The following is a 21,280-nucleotide window of genomic DNA, read 5'->3' as shown; positions in this document are numbered from 1 at the left end:
GTGACCGTACTGGTGGGGCGGGGGCCCTTCTCATGGGGCTCGGCCCTGCCGGGCGGGTCCGCAGGGCTGGGCGACACACTGTAGGCGCCCGGCGCCGGGGCGTGACAGGGCGCACAGCGCCCCCGCCCTCTGCTCCCGGCTCTGCGCCTCGCGCCCCGCCCGTGCGCCGGGGTACGCGGTGGGGGTGCGGCGGTGGTGTCGCGGGGTCAGGGGGTGTCCGAGGTCCGGTCGGTGACCTCGGGGGGACCCGTGCCGCGGGCTCAGCCGTGCCAGGTCCAGTCGGTGAGGTCCGGGAGATCCGTGCCGCAGCACTCACCCGTCCCAGGTCCAGTCGGTGACGTCCGGGGGACCCGTGCCGCAGCACTCACCCGTCCCAGGTCCAGTCGGTGACGTCCGGGGGACCCGTGCCGCAGCACTCACCCGTCCCAGGTCCAGTCGGTCACCTCCGGGAGATCCGTGCCGTGGCGGCGGATCCAGTCGTGGTGGCGCAGCCGGACGTCCGCCATCCGCTGGCGTACGGCGGCGGCGCGGACGGCGAGGCCGGGGACGCGGTCGATGACGTCCATGACCAGCCGGTAGCGGTCGAGGTCGTTGCGGACGACCATGTCGAAGGGGGTGGTCGTGGTGCCGATCTCCTTGTAGCCGCGGACATGGAGCTGGGCGTGGCCGGTGCGCCGGTAGGCGAGGCGGTGGATCAGCCAGGGGTAGCCGTGGTAGGCGAAGATCACCGGCTTGTCGGCGGTGAACAGGCCGTCGTACTCGAAGTCGGTCATGCCGTGCGGGTGTTCGCCCGCGGGGAGCAGCCGGGCGATGTCGACGACGTTGACGACCCGGACGGCGAGGCCGGGCAGTTCGGTGCGCAGGAGTCGCGCGGCGGCGAGGACCTCTTGCGTGGGGACGTCTCCGGCGCAGGCCAGGACGGCGTCGGGCAGGCCGCCGTCCTCGGTGCCGGCCCACTCCCAGATCCCGGCGCCGCGGGCGCAGTGGGCGCGGGCCTCGTCCATGGGGAGCCAGTCGAAGCAGGGTTGTTTTCCGGCCACGATCACATTGACGTAGTCCTTGCTGCGCAGGGCGTGATCGGCCACCGACAGCAGGGTGTTGGCGTCCGGGGGGAGGTAGACCCGTACGACCTCGGGGCTCTTGTTGAGGATGTGGTCGACGAAGCCGGGGTCCTGGTGGGAGAAGCCGTTGTGGTCCTGGCGCCAGACATGGGAGGTGAGGAGGTAGGTGAGGGAGGCGACGGGGGCGCGCCAGGGCAGGGCGCGGGTGACGCGCAGCCATTTGATGTGCTGGTTGACCATGGAGTCGACGATGTGGGCGAACGCCTCGTAGCAGGAGAACAGGCCGTGGCGGCCGGTGAGGAGATAGCCCTCCAGCCAGCCCTGGCAGGTGTGTTCGGAGAGGATCTCCATGACCCGGCCGTGCCGGTCGAGGTGTTCGTCCACGGGCAGGACTTCGGCCTGCCACGCCTTGCCGGAGGCGGCGTAGACGGCGTCGAGGCGGTTGGAGGCGGTCTCGTCGGGGCCGACGAGGCGGAAGTCGCGCCGGTCGGCGGTGGCCGCCATGACGTGCTCCAGCAGCCGGCCGAGGACCCGGGTGGGTTCGTGCAGGATGGCGCCGGGCCGGGCGACCTCGACGGCGTAGGTGTCGAGGGGCGGCAGGGGGAGTTCGCGCAGCAGGAGGCCGCCGTTGGCGTGCGGGGTGGCGCCGAGGCGGCGGGTGCCCTCGGGGATGAGGGCGAGGACGTCGGGGCGGGGGCGGCCGTCGGCGTCGAAGAGTTCGCCGGGGCGGTAGGAGCGCAGCCATTCCTCCAGTTGGCGGCGGTGTGCCGGGTTGTCGCGGACGGCGGACAGCGGGACCTGGTGGGCGCGCCAGGTGTTCGCCACCGGGAGGCCGTCGACCTCGGCGGGGCCGGTCCAGCCCTTGGGGGTGCGCAGCACGATCACCGGCCAGCGCGGGCGTTCGGTGGAGCCGTCCTCGCGGGCGGCGCGCTGGATGGCGGCGATCCGGTCGAGGGCGGTGTCCAGCGCGGCGGCGAGATCGCGGTGGACGGTGGCGGGGTCGTCGCCGGTGACGTGCAGCGGGGCGTGGCCGTGGCCGCGCAGGAACTCGTCCAGCGCGGGTTCGTCGATGCGGGCGAGGACGGTGGGATTGGCGATCTTGTAGCCGTTGAGGTGCAGGACCGGCAGGACGGCGCCGTCGTGGACGGGGTCGAGGAAGGCGGTGGAGTGCCAGGAGGCGGCCAGCGGCCCGGTCTCGGCCTCGCCGTCGCCGATCACGCAGGTGACGAGCAGGTCCGGGTTGTCGAAGGCGGCGCCGTAGGCGTGGGAGAGGGAGTAGCCGAGTTCGCCGCCCTCGTGGATCGAGCCGGGGGTCTCGGGGGCGACATGGCTGGGCACCCCGCCGGGGAACGAGAACTGCCGGAAGAGCCGGGCCATGCCCGCCGCGTCCCGGGTGACGTCCGGATAGACCTCGGTGTACGAGCCGTCCAGCCAGGAACCGGCCACCACGGCGGGGCCGCCGTGCCCGGGGCCCCAGACGCACAGGGCGTCCAGGTCACGGGCCCTGATGACCCGGTTGAGGTGGGTGTGGACGAGGGTGAGGCCGGGTGAGGTGCCCCAGTGGCCGAGCAGCCGTGGCTTGATGTGCTCGGGGCGCAGGGGTTCGGTGAGCAGCGGGTTGGCCAGCAGATAGATCTGGCCGACGGCGAGGTAGTTGGCGGCCCGCCAGTGCGCGTCGAGGAGGCGCACCTCGTCGTCGGTGAGGGGGCGGGGGTCGTCGGCGGTGGGCCGCGCCGGGTGCTGGTGGGGGTCTGCGGGCATCACGGATCCCTTCGGGGGCGGCGGGCCGGGCCTGCGGCACAGCCGTCACAGGCAGGCACGGCCACTCCCCCACCTTCACCCGATTCCGCGGATACCGCGCGCCACCCCTCCCCACCTGCCTTCTGACACCTCTTCGTGTCCATGCCATTGACAAAAGTCAACCCGGCCAGAAATCTGTCACCCAAGCCGCGCAAACTTGCGATGGATTCACGCAAAATCCCAACTCCGCCCCGGTAGTTCCGGACAACAGCTCCAGCGCCACCCCTCCCCCCGTCGTCCCCCGCCATGGAACGAGGACGCCATGAGACGGAAAAGACACGGTCTGCGGACGATCACCGGCCTGATCCTGGCCGCGCTGGTCGCCTTCGGCCTGCAACCCGGCACCGCCGCCGCCGCGGTGGCCGCCGGCCCCGACATCGCCCTGGGCAAGAGCGCCACCGCCAGCGGCGCGAACGGCGGCTATCCGGCCGCGAACGTCACCGACGGCAGCCAGGCGAGCTACTGGGAGGGCCCGGCCGGGTCGTTCCCGAGCTGGGTCCGCGTCGACCTGGGCAGCGCGGTCGAGGTGAACCAGGCGGTCCTGAAGCTCCCGTCGTCCTGGGGGGCCAGGACCCAGACGCTGGCCGTCGAGGGCAGCACGGACGGCTCCACCTTCTCCGCCCTGTCCGCCTCCGCGGCCCGCCGCTTCGACCCGGCCGCCGCCAACACGGTGACCGTCGACTTCACCGCCCGCACCGTGCGCTACGTACGGGTCCTGGTGACCGCCAACACCGGCTGGAACGCGGCCCAGCTCTCCGCCCTGGAGGTCTACGGCACCGACCCGGACCCCGGTGAGCCGCCGGTCAACGGGACCAATCTGGCCCGGGGCAAGCCGATCACCGCCACCTCCACGATCCACTCCTTCGTCGCGGCCAACGCCAACGACGGCCAAGTGGGCACCTACTGGGAGTCCAGCGGCCAGCCCGCCTCCCTCACCGTCGAACTGGGCGCGAACGCCGATCTGTCGGGCGTCGTCGTCAAGCTCAACCCGGACGCGGCCTGGGCGACCCGGACCCAGAGCATCGAGGTGCTCGGCCGGGCCCAGGGATCGACGGCGTTCACCTCGGTCAAGGCCCGCGCCGACTACACCTTCAACCCCGCCTCCAACGCCAACACCGTCACCATCCCGGTCACCGGCCGCTACGCCGATGTCCGGCTCACCTACACCGCCAACAGCAGCGGCTACGGTGCCCAGGCCGCCGAGTTCGAGGTCATCGGCACCGCCGCGCCCAACCCGGACCTGGTGGTGAACGAGCTGACCTGGAGCCCGGCGTCACCCAGCGAGTCGGACACCGTCACCGCCCAGGTCACCGTGCGCAACGCGGGCACCGCCGCCTCCCCGGCCTCCACGGTGAACGTCAGCCTGGACGGCACGGTCGCGGGCAGCGCCTCGGTGGCCGCGCTCGCCGCAGGCGCCCAGACGACCGTGCCGGTCACCCTCGGCAAGCGGCCGATGGGCAGCTACACCGTCTCGGCGGTGGTCGACCCCACGGACACCGTGCCGGAACTCGACAACACCAACAACAGCCGTACGGCAGCCTCCAAGCTGACCGTCGGCCAGAGCCCCGGCCCGGACCTGGAGGTCCGCGCCATCGCCACCAACCCGTCCAGCCCGGCGGCCGGTGCCGCCGTCTCCTTCACCGTGTCGGTGCACAACCGGGGCACCACGGCCGTCGCGGCCGGTACGGTCACCCGGGTCACCGCCGGTTCGACCACCCTCAACGGCACCGCCCCGTCGATCGCGGCGGGCGCCACCGCCGAGGTCGCGATCAGCGGCACCTGGACGGCGACCAGCGGCGCGGCCGTGCTCACCGCCACCGCCGACGCCACCAACACCGTCGCCGAGACCAACGAGGGCAACAACGTCTACTCCCGCTCGATCGTGGTCGGCCGGGGCGCGGCGGTGCCCTACATCGAGTACGAGGCGGAGAACGCCGCCCACAACGGCACCCTGCTGACGGCGGACCAGGAGCGGACGTTCGGGCACACCAACTTCGCCACCGAGTCCTCCGGCCGCAAGTCGGTACGGCTCAACACCACCGGCCAGTATGTGGAGTTCACCTCCACCAGCGCCGCCAACTCCCTCGTCGTGCGCAACTCCATCCCGGACGCGGCGGGCGGCGGCGGGGCCGAGGCGACCCTGAGCCTGTACGCCAACGGCACCTTCGTCCGCAAGCTGAACCTGTCGTCCAAGTACAGTTGGCTGTACGGCACCACGGACGACCCGGAGGGGCTGTCCAACACCCCGGCGACCGACGCGCGCAGGCTCTTCGACGAGTCCAACGCGCTGCTGGCGCAGAGCTACCCGGCGGGCACCAAGTTCCGGCTCCAGCGGGACTCCGGGGACACCGCGGCCTTCTACATCATCGACCTGATCAATCTGGAGCAGGTGGCGCCGCCCACCCAGCAGCCGTCCGGCTGTGTCTCGATCACCCAGTACGGGGCCGTGCCCAATGACGGTCTGGACGACACGGACGCCATCCAGCGGGCGGTGACCGCCGACCAGAACGGGCAGATCGGCTGTGTCTGGATCCCGGCGGGCCAGTGGCGCCAGGAGCAGAAGATCCTGACCGACGACCCGCAGAACCGGGGCCAGTACAACCAGGTCGGCATCAGCAATGTCACCATCCGGGGCGCCGGTATGTGGCACTCGCAGCTCTACACCCTCACCCCGCCCCACCAGGCGGGCGGCATCAACCATCCGCACGAGGGCAACTTCGGCTTCGACATCGACAAGAACACCCAGATCTCGGACATCGCGATCTTCGGCTCGGGCACCATCCGGGGCGGCGACGGCGGCGCCGAGGGCGGGGTCGGGCTGAACGGCCGGTTCGGCACCGGCACCAAGATCAGCAATGTCTGGATCGAGCACGCCAATGTCGGGGTGTGGGTCGGCCGCGACTACGACAACATCCCCGAGCTGTGGGGTCCGGCGGACGGGCTGGAGTTCTCCGGCATGCGGATCCGCAACACCTACGCGGACGGCATCAACTTCTCCAACGGCACCCGCAATTCGACGGTGGAGAACTCGTCCTTCCGCAACACCGGTGACGACGCGCTCGCCGTCTGGGCGAACAAGTACGTCAAGGACCAGTCCGTGGACATCGGCCACGACAACACCTTCCGCAACAACACCATCCAGTTGCCCTGGCGGGCCAACGGCATCGCGGTCTATGGAGGCTATGACAACACCATCGAGAACAACCTGATCTCCGACACCATGAATTACCCCGGCATCATGCTGGCCACCGACCACGATCCGCTGCCCTTCTCCGGACAGACCCTGATCGCCAACAACGGGCTGTACCGCACGGGCGGGGCGTTCTGGAACGAGGACCAGGAGTTCGGGGCGATCACCCTGTTCGCCCAGGGGCAGAGCATCCCCGGGGTCGTGATCAGGGACACCGAGATCCATGACTCGACGTACGACGGCATCCAGTTCAAGACCGGCGGTGGCACGGTGACCGCGCAGATCTCCAACGTCGTCATCGACAAGTCCAACAACGGGGCCGGGATCCTCGCCATGAGCGGGGCCCGGGGCACGGCCACCCTGTCGAATGTGACGATCACCAACTCGGCGGACGGCAACATCGTGGTCCAGCCGGGATCGCAGTTCGTGATCAACCAGTAGGCGGATTCCCCCCTCGTACGGCGGCGGGCCCGCACTCCGGATTCCGGGGTGCGGGCCCGCCTGGGTGCGGGCCGCCCGGGTTCGTTCCTACTCGGCTGCCGTGCGGGCGCGGGCGCGGCGGTGGACGTACCAGCCGGTGGCCGTGAGGAGCGCGGCCAGCGCGGCGGCGGTGCCGACGGTGGCGCCGGTGGAGGCGAGGCTGCCGCCGCCGGTGGCGGTCGTGCCGCCCCCGGAGGTGGACGTGCCGCCGCCGGAGGTACCGCCGGTCGAACCGCCGGACGCGCCGCCGCCCGTGGAGCCGCCGCCGGTGTCACCCCCACCCGTGTCACCCCCGCCCGTGTCCCCGCCGCCCGTGTCGCCGCCGTCGTCGGGGTCGGTGTCCACCGGGTCCTGGCCGGTGAAGGCGACCGGCACCTTGACGTCCTGGCTGCGGTCGCCGGAGAGGGTGTGGTCGGCGCGGGTGGCGAGGACGCAGGTGACCTTGAAACAGTCGGTGAACTCGTCCTTGGCGTCCACGGTCAGCTCCACCTCGAAGGTGCCGCCGGTGCCGTACGGGATCGCCAGGTCCTGGCCGTAGTCCGGCGGGTTGGAGGAGATCCAGGCGGAGGAGTGGGAGGTGCCGGTCATGTCGACGCCGCCGACGCAGGGGCTGGGGAGTTCGCCGGGCCCGTTGTCGACGCACAGGGCGGCGTAGATGCCCTTGTCGGTGTCGTAGCCGGAGCCGGTGACGGTGAGCTTCTGGTCCTCCAGGGCCAGATGGTTGACCGGGGTGACGGTGAGCTTCTGCCCCTCGGGCCCGGTCCCGGTGCGGGTGCCCGACGGGTCCTGGTCGCCGCCGTCGCCTCCGCCGTCGTCGCCCCCGTCGTCGGGTGCCTCGACGGTGAGGGTGACGGGGGTGGTGCGGGTGGTTCCGGCGGAGTTGGTGAACTCGGCGCGGTAGCGGTAGCCGTTCTGGGCGAGCCGGGCGGTGAAGCGGTAGGCGTTCTCGGTGGCGCCCTCGACGGTGGTCCAGGTCTGGCCGCCGTCGGGGCTGACCTGCCAGCGGACCGTGGGCGCCGGGGTGCCCTCGGCGGCGGCGACCAGGGTGACCGGCGCGTCCGGGGCGGCGGTCTGGTCGGTGGGGGCCTGGGTCACCTTCGGGGACATCCGGCGCTCCAGCCGGAGCACCTCGCTCTCCGCGGTACTGGTGACGAAGACGGTGCCCGCGCCCGGGGTGACCGCGATGCCCGCGTACGCCCCGGCGCGGCTGCCGGGCAGGGCGAGGGACTCGGCGGCCCTGGCGAAGGTGGTGGCGGAGTGGACGTCGAGCGAGCCGGTGTTGTCGGCGCCGTCCTCGGCGCTGCCGTAGTCCTCGCGCAGCACGAACGCCTCGCCGGTCGTCGCGTCGAAGGCGAGCGCGGTGGGGCGGTCCTTGCCGGTGAGGGTGGTGAGGAGGGTGCCGTCCTTGTCGTACACGAGGACGTCGTAGCCGGTGCCGACCCAGACGTTGCCGGTGGCGGGGTGGACGCTGACGAAGGCCACCAGGTCCGAGGTGAGGTCGGCGGTGGCGGTGACCTCCAGGGTGCGGGTGTCGATCCGGCGCAGCTTCTTCGTCGTGTAGTCGGCGGCCCAGAGCGCCTGGCGGGCGTTGTCGGTGGCGAGTTCGCCGGTGCCGTCCAGGGTGGCCGAGCGGCGGACGGTGCCGGTGGCGTGCTCGATCTCGGAGAGGGTGGTGCCCTGGGCGACGAAGACGGTGGCGGCGGCGGTGCCGGGCGCGATGCCGTTGACGGCGGCACCGGCCGGCCAGAAGCCGGTGGCGGCGGTGTCGCCGTCCTTGGCGGAGCCGATGCCGCGCACCGGGTACTGGAAGACGACGCCGTCCCCGGCGAGCGGCCCGGCGAGACGCTGGACGTTGCGGGGCGCGAGCACCCCGGTGGAGCTGGGCGCCTGGGCGACATGGCTGCGGACCCGGCCGTCGGCGGGGTCGAGGACGTACAGTCCGGCCTCGTTGACGTCGGCGGTGTCGGGGATGTTGTTCGAACCGACATACAGCTTCCCGGAGTCGGGGTGCAGCAGCAGATCGTTGGGCTGGCCCGCGGTGCCGTACTCGGCGGCCCGGACATAGCTGACGGTCCCGGCGGGGACGTCGACGCCGTCGCCGTCGCCGGGGCCGCCGGGGTCCTGGCCCTCGAAGGTGACGGGGATCCGGACGTCCTGGGAGCGGTCACCGGCGGCACGGTGGTCGACGCGGGTGATGACCGAGCAGGTGACCTGGGTGCAGTCCAGGCCGCCGTCCTTGGCCTCGATGTCGAGCTGGACGTCGAAGGTGCCGCCCGTGCCCCAGGTCTCGGTGAGGTCGCCTTCGTTGGGGTCGCCGGGCGGGACGATCCACTTGGAGGAGCCGCTGCCGCCGGTCTGGTCGGCGCCGCCGAGGCAGGGCGTGGGGATGCGGTTGTCCCCGTTGTCCTTGCACAGGGCGACATACAGGCCCTTGGTGGCGTCGTAGCCCTCGCCGGTGACGCGGAGGGTCTCGCCGTCCGGGTCGAGGTGGGCGGAGGCGGAGACGGTGAGTTTCTGGCCGTCCTTGCCGAGGCCGGTGCGCGGGGTGTCGGCGGCCTGGGCGGGCGGGCCGAGGGTGACGGCGGTGGCCCCGGCGGCGATCAGCGCGGCCGAGCCGATGAGCGCGGCGGGCCGCCGCAGCCGGGCGCCTCTGGCGGGGGTGTCCGGACGGGTTTCGTCAGTCATGGCGGGTTCCTCGTGGCTGGATGTGCGTCCGGCGGCCCCCGGGGACGCCGAGGGCCGGGCGCCCGCGCGTGGCGGTGCGCCCGGCCGGACGGGACTACTGGAAGCTGAGGGGGACGTGGACGTCGTACTTCCGGTCGGTGGTGTCGGTGTGGTCGGCGCGGGTGATGACGGCGCAGGTGACGTCCTCGCCGCAGACGCTGCCGTCGTCGAGGGTGGCCTTGACGAAGATGTTCACGGAGAAGGTGCCCCCGGTGGAGAAGCGGGAGCTGTTGGGGACGGTGCCGCCGCCGAAGTTGGACACCCAGTGGGAGGAGCCGGTGGTGCCGGTCTGGTCGGCGCCGCCGAGGCAGGGGGTGGGCTGGCTCTGCCCCGGGGCACCACTGACCGCGCACAGGGCGACGTACACACCCTGGGTGGTGTTGTACCCGGAGCCGGAGACGGTGATGACCTGACCGGCCGCGGTGGCGGTGTCGGGGGCGGTGAGGGAGAGGTTGTAGGTGGTGGCGCCGTCGGTGATGGTGCGGGTGGCGGTCGCGGCGGACGCCGAGCCCGCGAGGCCCAGGGTGAGGGCGGCGGAGGCGAGGACGGCGAGACCGGCACGGGCGGCGGTGCGACGGGCGGTGCGGGGGGTGGCTGCGCGCATGGGGGGCCTTTCGCAAGGGGTTTCTCGGAACAGGGGCTTCAGGGGTTGAGGGGGGTGCGGGCCGGTGGGACGGCCGGCCCGCACCGGGGTGGTACGGGCCGGGAAGCTGGCCCGCACCACGTCCAGGGGTGCCGTCGGCTGCTACGAGAAGCTGATCGGCACGTGCACGTCGTACTTGCGGTCGTTGGTGTCGAAGTGGTCGGCGCGGGTGACGACGGCGCAGGTGACGTCCTCGCCGCAGACGCTGCCGTCCTCCAACTGGGCCTTGACGAAGATGTTCACGGTGAACTTGCCGCCGGTGGTGAACTTGGAGCTGTTGGCGAAGAGCCCGCCGAAGGTCTGGTTCACCCAGTGGGAGGCGCCGGTGGAACCGCTCTGGTCCTGGCCGCCGAGGCAGGGGGAGGGCTTGTTGGCGCCCGGGGCCCCGCTGACGACACACAGGCCGACGTAGATGCCCTGGCCGGAGTTGTAGCCGGACCCGGAGACCGTGATGACCTGGCCCGCCGCCGACGCCGAGTTCGGCGCGGTGAGGGAGAGGTTGTACGTCGTACTGCCGTCGGTGATGGTGCGGGTCGAGGTCGCGGCGGACGCCGAGCCCGCAAGGCCCAGGGTGAGGGCGGCGGAGGCGGCGACGGCCAGCCCGGTACGGACGGCGGTACGCGTGGAAACGGGTCTCATACGAGGTTCCCCTTCTCAGAGTCTCAGTGCGGCCCAATTAGGTAAGGCAAACCTAAGTATGAATGAGGGATGATTGTCAACGGTTCGCAAAGACTCCCAACTCACCTTTTTTCAGCGGGAGTTGCCGATGCCCGACGACCGGATGCGGGCATGCCGAGGAGCGGACCCGGTGAGTCGAGTCCGCTCCTCGTGCGCCCCGGAGGTGAGCCGGGCGCCGGTACACGCATGGGTCAGTCGGGCGGCGGGTCAGTGGGTCGGTGGGGCAGCCGGTCGGCGGGTCAGTCGGGGCTGCGCACCTCGAAGCGGGCCACCGCGCCGCCGCCCCCGCCCGTGACCGGGGTCAGCGCGGCGGTGTGCTCCCCCGCGACCGCGTTGGCGTAGACGGGGAACGCCCGCTCCACCCGCCCCTGTTCATCGGCGACCGCCTGATAGCGGGTGTCACCGTCGATGGCGACCAGGACGACCGCGCCCGGGGTGAATCCGGTGCCGGTGACGCGTTGCTCGCCACCGGCGGTCAGCGCGGGGTGGGCCACGGTCGCGGCGGGTGGACCGCCGGGGTCCGGCACCCCGGCTGCGGGGGGTTCCGGCGCGTTCGGGGTGGGCGGCGGAGCCGTGGGGGTCTCCTCGGTGCCGTCCGGTACCGGTGACGGTGGCTCGGGAGTGCCGTCCCCGGTGCCCACGGTCACGTCCAGCAGTCCCAGCGGATCGCCCGCCGCGAACTCCCGCCCGCTCCAGCCGGACAGCAGCGCGGCCCCCTCCCCGGTCAGCGCCGCCCGCAGCCCGGTCCAGGTGGCCCCGGTGTCCCGTACGACGGGGCCGGTGTCGCCCTGCCGCACCTCAGCGAGGGCGAACTCGGGTTGGTCGGGGCCGGGTTGGCGGGCGTGCAGGGTGCCGGTGCCGTCGTCCAGGGTGAGGCGCAGCCCGGCCAGCGGCAGCGCGGCCCGGCCGGCCGCGCCGAACGCGGCGGTCCCGGCCAGCTCGACCCGGGCATCCGTGCCGTCCACCTCACCCCCCTCGGCGCGGAACCAGGTGCGCCCGGCGGATCCGGTCCCACCCGTCAAAGTCACTCCGGCCCCGGCCAGTTCACCCGTGGACCAGCTCACATACCCGCCCGACACCTCGGCACCGCCCGCCCCGACCGCGGTCCCCGGCGTGAGCAGCGCGAGCACCGCTGCGCCCGCCACGACCAGCGCGGCGGCGGGCCTCTTCCTCGCCTTCACTTCCACCGTCCCTCGAACCTCCCGAAGAAACTGACTGCGCGTGACCGGCTCGGGGCCGGTCTCATCGCACACCGGACGCACCAGATGCACCGGACGCACCGGACGCCGACCGGCGTTTGCGGGCCACGGCCCAGGTGGCGCCCCCGGCGACGACCAGCCCGGCCGCGGTGATGCCCAGCGGCAGCGCGAGCCCGGAACCGGTGCTGGCCAGCGGGCCGCCACCCGTGGTGGCGCCGGTCGTCCCGCCCCCGGTGCTGGTACCTCCGGTGGCGGTACCGGAGCCCGCCGTGGCGGTCGGTTCCGGTGACCCCTCGCCACCGCCCGTGGACCCCTCCCCACCCGTCGACGCCCCGCCGTCCGCCGCCGCCGCGCCGCCGAACGACACCGGGACGCGGACCGTCTGGGTCTGGTCGCCGCCCCGGGTGTGGTCGTTGCGGGTGATGACCGCGCAGGTCACCCCGGACGCGGTGCAGTCGGTGTTGGCGTCCTTGGCGCGGACCTTGAGCTGCGCCGAGAACGAGCCGTCGTGGCCGCTGCCCTCGTAGGGCTGGGCGAGCCCGTCGCCGTAGGACGGCGGATTGGACGAAATCCAGACGGAGGCCCCGGACTCCCCGGACATGTCGACCCCGCCGACGCACGGCGTCGGGGTCTTCCCGGCCCCGTTGTCGACGCACAGGGCGATGTAGATGCCCTTCTCGGTGTTGTATCCGCTGCCGGTGACGGTGACCGTCTCCCCCGCCTCGGTGAGGCCGGAGGTCTTGGACACGGTGAGCCGCTGCCCCTCCGGCCCGGTCGCCGAGCCCCCCGCCGCGACAGCGGGCCCCGGCACCGCCAGTGTCAGCGCCGCCGCGACCGTGACCGCGCCGATCAGGCCAACGCGCGTACGGGTCGGGCCACTTGCCGATGACATGGAACACCCCCACCTCAGGAAACTTAGGCCAGCCTAACCTAAACTATCGCCCAAGTGAGTGCCAGTAAGTGCCATCGAAGGGGAAAGGGCAACGCATGAGGGTCAGGGGTGCGGTCCGATGGACGGCGTCCGTCCAGAGCGGGGACGCGGACGGGGCCGGTACGGGGGCGCGGAGTCGTACGCGTCCGGCGCGGCGGCGGGGCGGGGCGGCGGCGCTCGTGCTGTCGCTGGCGCTGCTGACCGGGGCCTGCGCGGGCGGCGGCTCGGGGAATTCGGGTGACGCGGGCGGGGATTCCGGTTCCGGCGCGTCCCCGGCGTCGGTGGGCGAGCGGGCCGAGGCGGCGCGGGAACGGCTCGACGCGAACACCCTCGTCCCGCTCGCGGGCGAGCCGCCCACCCCCGAACTCCCGGTCACCGTGGACTCGTCCGACGGACGGCGGGTGACCGTCGAGGACGCCTCGCGCATCCTGCCGCTCAACGGCGGGGTCGCGGAGATCGTGTTCACCCTCGGGCTCGGGGACCGGGTGGTCGGCCGGGACATCACGGCGACATTCGAGGAGGCCGCGGATCTGCCGCTGGTGACCAAGGCGCACGATGTCAGCGCGGAGAGCGTGCTGTCGCTGCGGCCGACGGTGGTGCTCGCGGACACCGACACCGGGCCGTCGGAGGCCATCGACCAGATCAGGGACGCGGGGGTACCGGTCGTCGTCCTCGACCCGGCGACCGAACTCGCCGATGTCACCACCCGTACGACCCGGATCGCCGGGGCCCTCGGTGTACCGGCGGCGGGCGAGGCGCTCAACTCCCGGATGGAGAAGGAACTGACGGCGGCGCGGGACGCCGTACCGGAGGGCAGCACGCCCAAGGTGGCGTTCCTGTACATGCGGGGCAGCGCGGCCGTCTACCTCATGGGCGGCAAGGGGTCCGGCGCGGATTCGCTGATCGCGGCGGCGGGCGCGGTCGACGCGGGCGTGGACGCCGGACTGGACAAGCCCTTCACCCCGCTCACCAGCGAGGCACTGGTCAACGCCCAGCCGGATGTGCTGCTGATGATGACCAAGGGCCTGGAGTCGGTGGGCGGGGTGGACGGCCTGGTGGAGATCCCGGGCATCCGCGAGACCCCGGCCGGGCTGGACCGCCGGGTCGTGGCCCTGGAGGACGGCGTCCTGCTCGGCTTCGGGCCGCGGACGCCGCTGGTGATCGACATTCTGGTGGAGGGGTTGCACGGGGGGTGACGTGACGTCCCGTCGGGGCGGGGAGGGGCAGCGGGGCAGATGAATCGCGGGCGGGCGGGTCCGGTTCCGGGCACCGCTCTGCCCATGACGTCTGACCAGCGGAGACAACCGATCTCCGGACGGAAGGCATGGAGGACGTACGCGCTACGCCGCCGCACCGTCCCGCTCCCTCACCGGCAGGCGCCCTCCGGCCACAGAATGCGCACCGGAACACCGGTCCGTTCGGCGTACGCGACCACATCGGCTGTCCCGCCGTACCCCCGGGCGGGCTTCCCGTCCCACACCGCGACCAACTGGTCGACCAGGCCCACGAGAATCTCGCTGCCCGCCTGGTGCGCCTCGGAAGTCGACTCGTTCATGCCGGTTTCGTGGACATCGGCCGCGCTGCGGTAGAGCGCGTCATAGACCGGGTGGTGCCATTCCGGGAGGCCCTCGCGGTACTCGGCGGCGGGAACGACCACCTCAAGGCTTCCGCCGTGCTCCAGTACCGCCTCGGCGAACCAGGAGTCAGGGCCGTCGGCGATGCATGACACGGCGGTCAGATCGTCCCTCGCGAAGCCGCGTACGGCCTCGTCAAGCATCTCGCGGACGCGCTGCTCCACGTCCTCGCCCAGTCCGCGATGTCCGGTGATACCCACGCGCATCCCGTTGTCTCCCCTCCACGGGCCGTCTGGCCTGGTGGAACAGGCCATGGACCCACCGTACGTCCGCACACCGACACCCGGGAACGTCAACGCCCCGTCCGCTCAAGGGAGCCACGGGGCGTTGACGCGAGTACCGTTTTGAGTGTCTAAGCCAAAACGGAGGCTTCAGTATGCCGCACAACTCAACTCCCTTGGGAGACACCGTCCGTGCCTACCGCCGGACGGCAGGATGGGGTCAGGAACGACTCGCGGAAGAGTCCGGTCTCTCCGTGAGCACCATCAGGAACATCGAGCAGCGCGGACACGCAAGACTGGACACACTGAGCCAGGTGGCACAGGCATTCGGCGTGCCGGTCTCCGCGCTCTTCGCGCCGGGAGTGCCGCATCCCGTGGGGGAGGACGACAGCGCGAACCGGCAGTTGCTCGCGTCGCTCCGGCAGGCCCTCATGCCGCCGGTGGGGATCGAGGCGGAGAGCATGGCGGACCCCGGTGAGGCGGTGGAGCTGTCAGCCATCCGCCGGTCGATCGAGGATGGGCTGTCGCTCTACAACTCGGATCGGTACGAGTCTGTGGCGCTCATGCTCCCGGGACTCCTGCGGCAGGCCGACGCCGCGGTGGTCGCGGCGGAGGAGGAGGACCATCAGCGGGAGGCCGTTCTCGTCCGGGCCCACGCCCTGCAACTGGCCGGGAAGTACCTCACGCAGGTTCGCCAGTACGACATGGCCTATCAGGCACTCGTGGAGGCGATCAGGCTTGCCCGGGAGGTGGACGACCGGCTGGTCGCGGCGACGGGCGTCACCGGGCTGTGCTGGCTGCTGCTCAGGCAGGACCGGTTCGACGAGGTGGAGCGTCTGGCGGCCACGACGGCCGAGGCCATCGAACCGAAGTGGTCCACGGCCTCCATGGGGGAGTTGGCGCTTTGGGGGGAGCTCTGCCTCCGTGTTACCGCCGCCGCCATCCGCAACGGCAGGGAGGACGTGGCGGATCAGGCTCGGCGGAGGGCGGCCAGCGCGGCGTCCGCCATGGGGCGTGAACACAGTGACTATCGCAGCCACTGGGGGCGCTTCGGCCCGGCAACGGTGGAGTTCAAAGCGGTGGAAGACCTCTGCCTGGCCGGGGACGCCCACGGCGTCCTCCGCCGCAAGGACCAAGGGACCCTGTCGAAGGAGATGCTGGAGGCGGTGGGCCGGCCCTCTGCCAACAACTGGCACCGGCACCGGCTGGACGTCGCCCGAGCCCACCTCACAGTGGGGTCGACCCACGACGCCGTGCAGGAGCTGAGCCGCGTCAAGACGGGTGCGCCCACCTGGATTCGCCATCAGCCCATGGCCCGGTACGTCATGGAGGACATCCTCAAGACCCGTAAGCGGACGCTGACCCAGGAGATGCGGGAGATGTCCACGTACCTCGACGTACGGGCCTGACGGCGCATCTGAACCGGTAGAGCGATGGGTAGTTCGCGGCGCTCGGCTGCGAACTACCCACCAGCTTGGTAGCCCGCAGACATCATTCCGTGAACTGACAGTCACTCTCCGTGGCATTCGCCGCCCCCTGGCCGTACGGTCCAAGTGTCAACTAGAGACCCACGCCAGGGACTTACCATGCGTAGAACAACCGCTGATCGGGAGCGGCGTCGTGAGCTGGCCGATGCCTCCCAGGAAGCCGTCACGCCCGTGACCGGGAGCGATCCCCTCTTCCCCCACCCTCCCGCATACCTCCAGCCCCGCCGGGCCCTGCCCCCGACCGAGCCCTTGCGGCCGGTGGAGGAGGAACCGGAGGGCGGGCCCGGTGGTGAGGAGTCCGGCACCTGTGCCGTCGAGCGGCCCGCAGGGGTGACGGGCGGCCCTGAGCGGCAGCTTGCCGTAGCGCAGTGGCTGCTGTCCGCCGCCCAGGACGTGGACAGGGCCCGGGTCCATTGGCAGCAGGGAAGCCACCTCGCACTCCTGGCGTGCGGCGGGATCTTCTCGGCCGTCAGGGTGCCCGCCCATCTCGTGTGGGCTGCCACCGGGTCCGAGGACCTGGCCGAGGTGGACGCGCGCCTCCGGACCTGGTTCGACGGAGGCGCCGCGATCATGGACCTCCACTCACACCACTACTACTTCCTCGTGCCCACCTCGGCCGCCCCGAGCTGCGGGGATCACCCCCGCTCCGATGTGGCCGTACTCGGCCGGGACCACTACCTGGGCGTGCCTCCCGTCAGTCTCACGGAGCCGGGCGGGCGCTCGTACTGGTCCGTTCCCATGTGGGGCCCCGGCGCCCTCTGCTACATGGACGAAGTGGAGCAGCTCATCCAGCGCGGGCGCGCCGCCCGCGACGAGGCGGACAACGCGTGACGGCGCTGCCGCTCGCCCCCGCGCCCGTTCTCTCCCGTCTGCACTCGGCGCGGAGGGACCGGACCCTCTCCGCCATGGGCCCCATGCCCTGGCTCATGGCCACCGGGCGCCTGGAACGCGTCCTCACGGCGTGGGCCAACGGACACCTCGCGGAGGTCCCGGTCGGCGTGGGGTTCGACGTCCTCAATGTTCCCGCCGGGCTCGGCCGGGAGGCTGTTCGCCGCCTCCACCGGGAAGGCCACCGGGTTGGGCCTGTCTTGTTCGGACCGCTCGGCGCGGAGTTCATCATCGAACGCGGCTCCGCGGCAGGCTGGTCCGCGCCTCTCTCCCTGGTGCTGCGCGCGGGCGCGCTCGTCCTCCTCCCGCCGCCCGGGGACGAGACCCGGACGGTGGGTGGACGGCGCTGGCTGATCCCGCCGTGCCACCCGGGGACAGGCGCCCCGCTCCACCCCGAGCTGACGCACGGCGGCACGCTCCTGAAGCCCTACCAGGCGGCCGTCCGGGCCGCGCAGGAACGCGGGGAGTGGCCGTGCGCCCGTTGAGACCCGACAGCCGGGTGGGGCAGATCCTCTACGCCGTCGTCGTGGCCGCCCTCATGGGCAGCCTCGCGTTCGGCATCCTCACCCGTTAGTCGTCCCGGCGCGAACCCGGACGCCCCCGGCCGCACCCCGGCCGGTCTGGAGCGGGAGTGGGCGGCCCTCGGCCGGGACCGGCTGGAGGACGAGTTCGCCAGGGTCTCGAAGCTCCACCAGGCCGTATGAAGACTCCGCCCCGGCGCTGCGGTGCCGTGCCGGGGCGGGAGAGCGGGCCCCGAGACGGGCCCGGGTCCGGCGCGCCCCTTTCATATCCCCCGGGGACGCGCCGGGCCGACCACCCCTCTGCGCACGACCGAGCCGCCCCAGGAGGCGCCCATGACGATCAGCGTGTCTGCCGCACCGGCCCGTGACCATCTCCCCGGGATCGGGGACGTCTTCGGGTACGCCGCGACGCAGATACACACGGCCGCCGCCGAGCTCTGGCCCGGTGCCCCGGTCGTCCTGGAGCGGCATGTCCCCGGCATCACGGCGTACGTCCATCAGGGCCGCGTGGGGGACCGCGTGCTCTACGGCAAGGTTTCCGTCCTCGGCGTCTCCCTGGTCTCCGTCCTGCTCGGTGCGTGCGGGGACTGGTCTTCGGCGCGCCTGGCGCAGGAGGCGTACGTGATGCGGCCGGACGGCCTGGTCCCGAGGGAGGCTGCGCAGCTCACCGCCCTCGCCGACCTGGACGACGGCCCGCAGGTCAGCCGGGTGGCCGGCGTACACCGCGGTGTTCTGTTCACGGAGCCCGTGCCCGGGCCGTGCCTCGGGGACGTCCTCCTCCTGGAGCCGGGCCGTACCGCGGAGCTCCTCTCCGACCTCTACGCCGAGTTACGGCCGCTCCACCGGCCCGGCGCGGCCCGCCACCTCGGTGTGGGCGGCGCGATCGCTGAACGCGGCATCGGCGGGACCTTCCTGCGGAAGTTCAACGGGATCTCCGGGACGGCCTACGTGGACCGGCTCGGGGAGGAGCGGTGCGCGCCGGGCACGCGGGAGGACGTCGTCCGTCTCATGCGGACGTCCGTCCGGCGGCTCCGCCGCCTGCGCGCGACGCTCCCGGCCGCGGAGGGGACGACGCTCGCGTACGGGGACCTCAAGCCGGAGCACGTGAAGTATCCGGAGGGTCCGGGTGGGCGGCCGGTGCTCCTGGACCCCGGCCTCGTGCGGATGAGCCCGGCCGTGGATGTCGCCAAGCTGGTGAGCCGGGTCGCGCTCTCCCTCGTCGCCCACCGGCCCGGGGAGGCGGCGGTACGTCAGATCCTGGAGGGCGTGGACGAGTTCGCCACGGGCCTGGTCCGTCTCTCCTCCCGGGACCGGCGGATGTGGCTCGGGAACGTCCTGACGCTCTGGCTCACCGACACGGTCAACATCCTCTCCTCCTATCTCTCCGCCCCGGCCGCGCTCCCCCTCGCGGACCTCGGCCTGGAGCTGGTGGAGCGGGCCGTCCCGGTGTGCTCGTTCATCGACACCGTGAGCGCCGACACCGTGAGCCGGTCCGACGCGGACGGCGTGTGGGACCGGGCCCTGGAGCGTGCCGTGGAGATGGCGTGCTGAGCCCGGGGGTGACGGCGGTCGGCGTGATCGGGGCCGGTGCGGTCGGCCAGGCCGTGGGCGCCGCGCTGGTCTCCGCCGGTCTCGCGGGCCGCCTCCTGCTGGCCTCCCGCTCCGTGGACCGGGCCGCCGCCCTGGCGGACGACCTCAACGACATGGGCGTCGGCCTCGGCTCGCCGGTGCGCTCCCACCCGGTGGAGGTGCCGGAACTGGTCCGTTGCTGACGCCGTACGCGGGCACGTGATCGGTGAGCACGGGGACGGCGCGGTGGTGTGCGCCTCCTCAACCACCGTCAACGGCGCGCCCGCGCCGGTCCCCCTTGAGCGGGTACGCGCCGAACTCGCCGGACGGCCCGGCCGGGTCAGCGCCGGGATCGGCCGCACCCGCTACGGCCCGGCCGGAGCCCTGGTGACCGCACTCCGGCTGGCCCTCGGCATGGAGGACGGGATCACCGAACTCTCCGCCCCGCACGGCGGCGTCTGCCTCGGAATCCCCTTGCAGTTCACAAGGGGCCATCCCCTACCGTGCGTGCCTGCGCTGGACGACACCGAGGCCCGCCAGTGGGAGGCCGCCCACTCCAAGCTCCGCGCCGCCTACGAAGGCGTGCGCGGTATCCCGATCCCACCTCTTCCGCCTGGGAGGAACACATGACCCCGCACGCTGTCCGCCTGGAGACCGCCGGCGCAGCCATCACCGTGGTTTCCACGGTCAAGGACGTCACGGACTGGACCGGCCGCTACATCGGACCGTGGTGGAACGCGGCGGAGACGGACCCGGCAAGCATCTGCACCGGCCCGCTCCTCACCGCGACGGTGGACCGGAAGGCGTACGACGACGCGGCGTTCCTGGTGACGCAGCATCCGCACCGGAGCACCACGTACGCCCGGGAGACCATGCTCCTGTCGAGTGACGTCTCCTCCGGGGTGATCCGGGCCGTCACCGAGGGGAGCGGGCTCGCCTACCGGTCGGAGCCTGCCGCGGGCACGCTGGAGATCATCGGCCACGACCCGGAGGCCGTCTCCACGGCGACCGCCCGCCTCGCCCGGGAGATGATCCGCGGCGCGCTCCTCCAGGACGGGTGGTCCCTCCTCCACGCCTCCGCCGTCGTCCATGAGGGCCGGGTGGTTCTCACGGTCGGCGAGAAGGGGGCCGGGAAGACGACCACCGCCGTGGCCCTCGCGCACACGCACCGGCTCGGCCTCCTGGCCAATGACCGTGTGTTCGTCCGGGCCGACGAGGGCGACGGCGTGGACGTGCTGCCCTGGCCGTCCGCCGCGGCGCTCGGCCTGGGCCTCCTGGACGCCCTCGGGTGGTCCGCCGTCGCCCGGGACCGGCTGGAGCACGGCGAGGCCCTGCACCCCACGCAGGACGAGCAGGTCACACAGGCGCTGCTCAGCGGCCGTACCGAGCCCCTGTGGCGTCGCGGGCGGGAACTCAAGGCACAGATCTTCCCCGACCAGTTCCCCCACTGGTTCGGTCTGGCCCTGGCGACCGGCGGCCGGGCCGCCGCGATCGTCTTCCCCCGGATCGAGCCCGGCGCCACCCCGGCCGTGGAGGACCGCGGCCGGAAGCTGGAGGACGGCGACTTCATGAGCGGGGCGACGGAGGACCGCTACCCCGACGTGTTCGCCCTGGCCCGGGGAGTCGACGGCGGGGGCGCGCCCGCGGCCCGGGACGAGGTCACCAGGCGGCTGGCAGCCCTGCCGCACCACAGTGTGGTCCTCGGCCACGACGTGGCCGGGAACGCGGCCTTCCTGGCGAAGCTCACCGGCTGCCTGTGAGCCTGGCGTGAACGACTACCGAGGAGAAGAAGCCGATGGGTGAACGCACCTGGGACCAAGTGGGCCGTATCCGGGAGTGGCTGGACGAGAAGGCCCCGAGCGTAGGCGGGGCGGATGTCCGGCTCGTGCGCGTGCTGAAGATCGCGGAGGAGTACGGGGAAGTCGCGGAGGCGCTGCACGGCGCGCTCGGCACCAACCCCCGCAAGGGCCACTCGCACACCTGGACGGATGTGGAGAAGGAACTGGTGGACACCATCGTCACGGCGATGGTCGCCCTGGACACGATCGCGCCCGACGCCCGGGGGGTCTTCGAGGCGCGACTGGACGCCCTGGTCGACCGGGTGCTTCCGGGGGATCAGGTCCCATGACGGACCGGACGGCCCGGGAACTGAGGACCGACCCCCCGGACGCCCCCACCCCACCCACAACAACGCCGGGGCCCCGGCCGACCTCCGTCGACCAGGACCCCGGCGTGAGGTCCGTCCGCGCCCGCC

General features: G+C 72.5%; 17 protein-coding genes. 10 read left to right on the top strand and 7 right to left on the bottom strand.

Translation table 11 applies throughout. The features are described from left to right. Positions 1-416 precede the first annotated feature (416 nt). On the bottom strand, positions 417-2,822 hold the full coding sequence (locus AB0O01_RS11045; protein ID WP_365312237.1) for a phosphoketolase family protein: 2,406 nt from the start codon (positions 2,820-2,822) through the stop codon (positions 417-419). A 301-nt stretch (positions 2,823-3,123) separates the two neighbouring features. On the opposite strand from AB0O01_RS11045, the gene AB0O01_RS11040 reads away from it, so the two are divergent. Further along, positions 3,124-6,492 (top strand): CARDB domain-containing protein, encoded by a 3,369-nt coding sequence (locus AB0O01_RS11040; protein WP_365312235.1) that lies wholly within the window; start codon positions 3,124-3,126, stop codon positions 6,490-6,492. A gap of 87 nt (positions 6,493-6,579) precedes the next feature. Here AB0O01_RS11040 and AB0O01_RS11035 read toward each other — a convergent pair whose 3' ends face one another. From AB0O01_RS11035 to AB0O01_RS11015, 5 genes are all read right to left on the bottom strand, one after another. Then, entirely contained in the window at positions 6,580-9,216 is a 2,637-nt protein-coding gene (locus AB0O01_RS11035; protein WP_365312234.1) for an immunoglobulin domain-containing protein, read from the bottom strand. A 94-nt stretch (positions 9,217-9,310) separates the two neighbouring features. Beyond that, positions 9,311-9,859 carry a hypothetical protein gene (locus AB0O01_RS11030; RefSeq protein WP_365312233.1) on the bottom strand — a complete coding sequence of 183 codons (549 nt, stop codon included), beginning with the start codon at positions 9,857-9,859 and terminating at the stop codon, positions 9,311-9,313. A 141-nt stretch (positions 9,860-10,000) separates the two neighbouring features. Continuing rightward, entirely contained in the window at positions 10,001-10,537 is a 537-nt protein-coding gene (locus AB0O01_RS11025; protein ID WP_365312231.1) for a hypothetical protein, read from the bottom strand. A 278-nt stretch (positions 10,538-10,815) separates the two neighbouring features. Beyond that, positions 10,816-11,757, bottom strand: a complete 942-nt coding sequence (locus AB0O01_RS11020; protein WP_365312230.1) for an HtaA domain-containing protein — start codon at positions 11,755-11,757, stop codon at positions 10,816-10,818. Positions 11,758-11,818: 61 nt separating this feature from the next. Beyond that, positions 11,819-12,667: a hypothetical protein gene (locus tag AB0O01_RS11015; protein WP_365312228.1), complete on the bottom strand. Its 849-nt coding sequence runs from the start codon at positions 12,665-12,667 to the stop codon at positions 11,819-11,821. A 95-nt stretch (positions 12,668-12,762) separates the two neighbouring features. Here AB0O01_RS11015 and AB0O01_RS11010 point away from each other — a divergent pair, with 95 nt between their 5' ends. Next, positions 12,763-13,902, top strand: a complete 1,140-nt coding sequence (locus AB0O01_RS11010; RefSeq protein ID WP_365312227.1) for an ABC transporter substrate-binding protein — start codon at positions 12,763-12,765, stop codon at positions 13,900-13,902. A 170-nt stretch (positions 13,903-14,072) separates the two neighbouring features. Here the strand turns inward: AB0O01_RS11010 and AB0O01_RS11005 are convergent, their stop codons facing one another. Next, positions 14,073-14,546, bottom strand: coding sequence for a hypothetical protein (locus AB0O01_RS11005; protein WP_365312225.1), 474 nt, complete (start codon positions 14,544-14,546; stop codon positions 14,073-14,075). A 170-nt stretch (positions 14,547-14,716) separates the two neighbouring features. Here AB0O01_RS11005 and AB0O01_RS11000 point away from each other — a divergent pair, with 170 nt between their 5' ends. The 8 genes from AB0O01_RS11000 (at position 14,717) to AB0O01_RS10965 (ending at position 21,154) form a co-directional block, all read left to right on the top strand. After that, complete coding sequence (locus AB0O01_RS11000; RefSeq protein ID WP_365312224.1) at positions 14,717-15,970, top strand: helix-turn-helix transcriptional regulator; 1,254 nt, start codon at positions 14,717-14,719, stop codon at positions 15,968-15,970. A gap of 177 nt (positions 15,971-16,147) precedes the next feature. After that, positions 16,148-16,879 carry a hypothetical protein gene (locus AB0O01_RS10995; protein WP_365312222.1) on the top strand — a complete coding sequence of 244 codons (732 nt, stop codon included), beginning with the start codon at positions 16,148-16,150 and terminating at the stop codon, positions 16,877-16,879. Next, positions 16,876-17,421: a hypothetical protein gene (locus tag AB0O01_RS10990; protein ID WP_365312221.1), complete on the top strand. Its 546-nt coding sequence runs from the start codon at positions 16,876-16,878 to the stop codon at positions 17,419-17,421. The genes AB0O01_RS10995 and AB0O01_RS10990 overlap by 4 nt, the downstream gene beginning before the upstream one ends. 369 nt (positions 17,422-17,790) lie before the next feature. Next, positions 17,791-19,008 carry a hypothetical protein gene (locus AB0O01_RS10985; RefSeq protein ID WP_365312220.1) on the top strand — a complete coding sequence of 406 codons (1,218 nt, stop codon included), beginning with the start codon at positions 17,791-17,793 and terminating at the stop codon, positions 19,006-19,008. Then, complete coding sequence (locus tag AB0O01_RS10980) at positions 19,002-19,229, top strand: NAD(P)-binding domain-containing protein (RefSeq protein WP_365312219.1); 228 nt, start codon at positions 19,002-19,004, stop codon at positions 19,227-19,229. Before AB0O01_RS10985 ends, AB0O01_RS10980 begins: the two co-directional genes overlap by 7 nt. 16 nt (positions 19,230-19,245) lie before the next feature. Then, positions 19,246-19,656 carry a hypothetical protein gene (locus AB0O01_RS10975; RefSeq protein ID WP_365312218.1) on the top strand — a complete coding sequence of 137 codons (411 nt, stop codon included), beginning with the start codon at positions 19,246-19,248 and terminating at the stop codon, positions 19,654-19,656. Next, positions 19,653-20,786, top strand: a complete 1,134-nt coding sequence (locus tag AB0O01_RS10970; protein WP_365312217.1) for a hypothetical protein — start codon at positions 19,653-19,655, stop codon at positions 20,784-20,786. The genes AB0O01_RS10975 and AB0O01_RS10970 overlap by 4 nt, the downstream gene beginning before the upstream one ends. 35 nt (positions 20,787-20,821) lie before the next feature. Further along, complete coding sequence (locus AB0O01_RS10965; RefSeq protein ID WP_365312216.1) at positions 20,822-21,154, top strand: MazG-like family protein; 333 nt, start codon at positions 20,822-20,824, stop codon at positions 21,152-21,154. Positions 21,155-21,280: the final 126 nt, after the last annotated feature.

This window comes from Streptomyces sp. NPDC093252 (genome assembly GCF_040683675.1).
Classification (GTDB): Bacteria; Actinomycetota; Actinomycetes; order Streptomycetales; family Streptomycetaceae; genus Streptomyces.
This window is presented reverse-complemented; position numbering and strand designations above follow the sequence as displayed.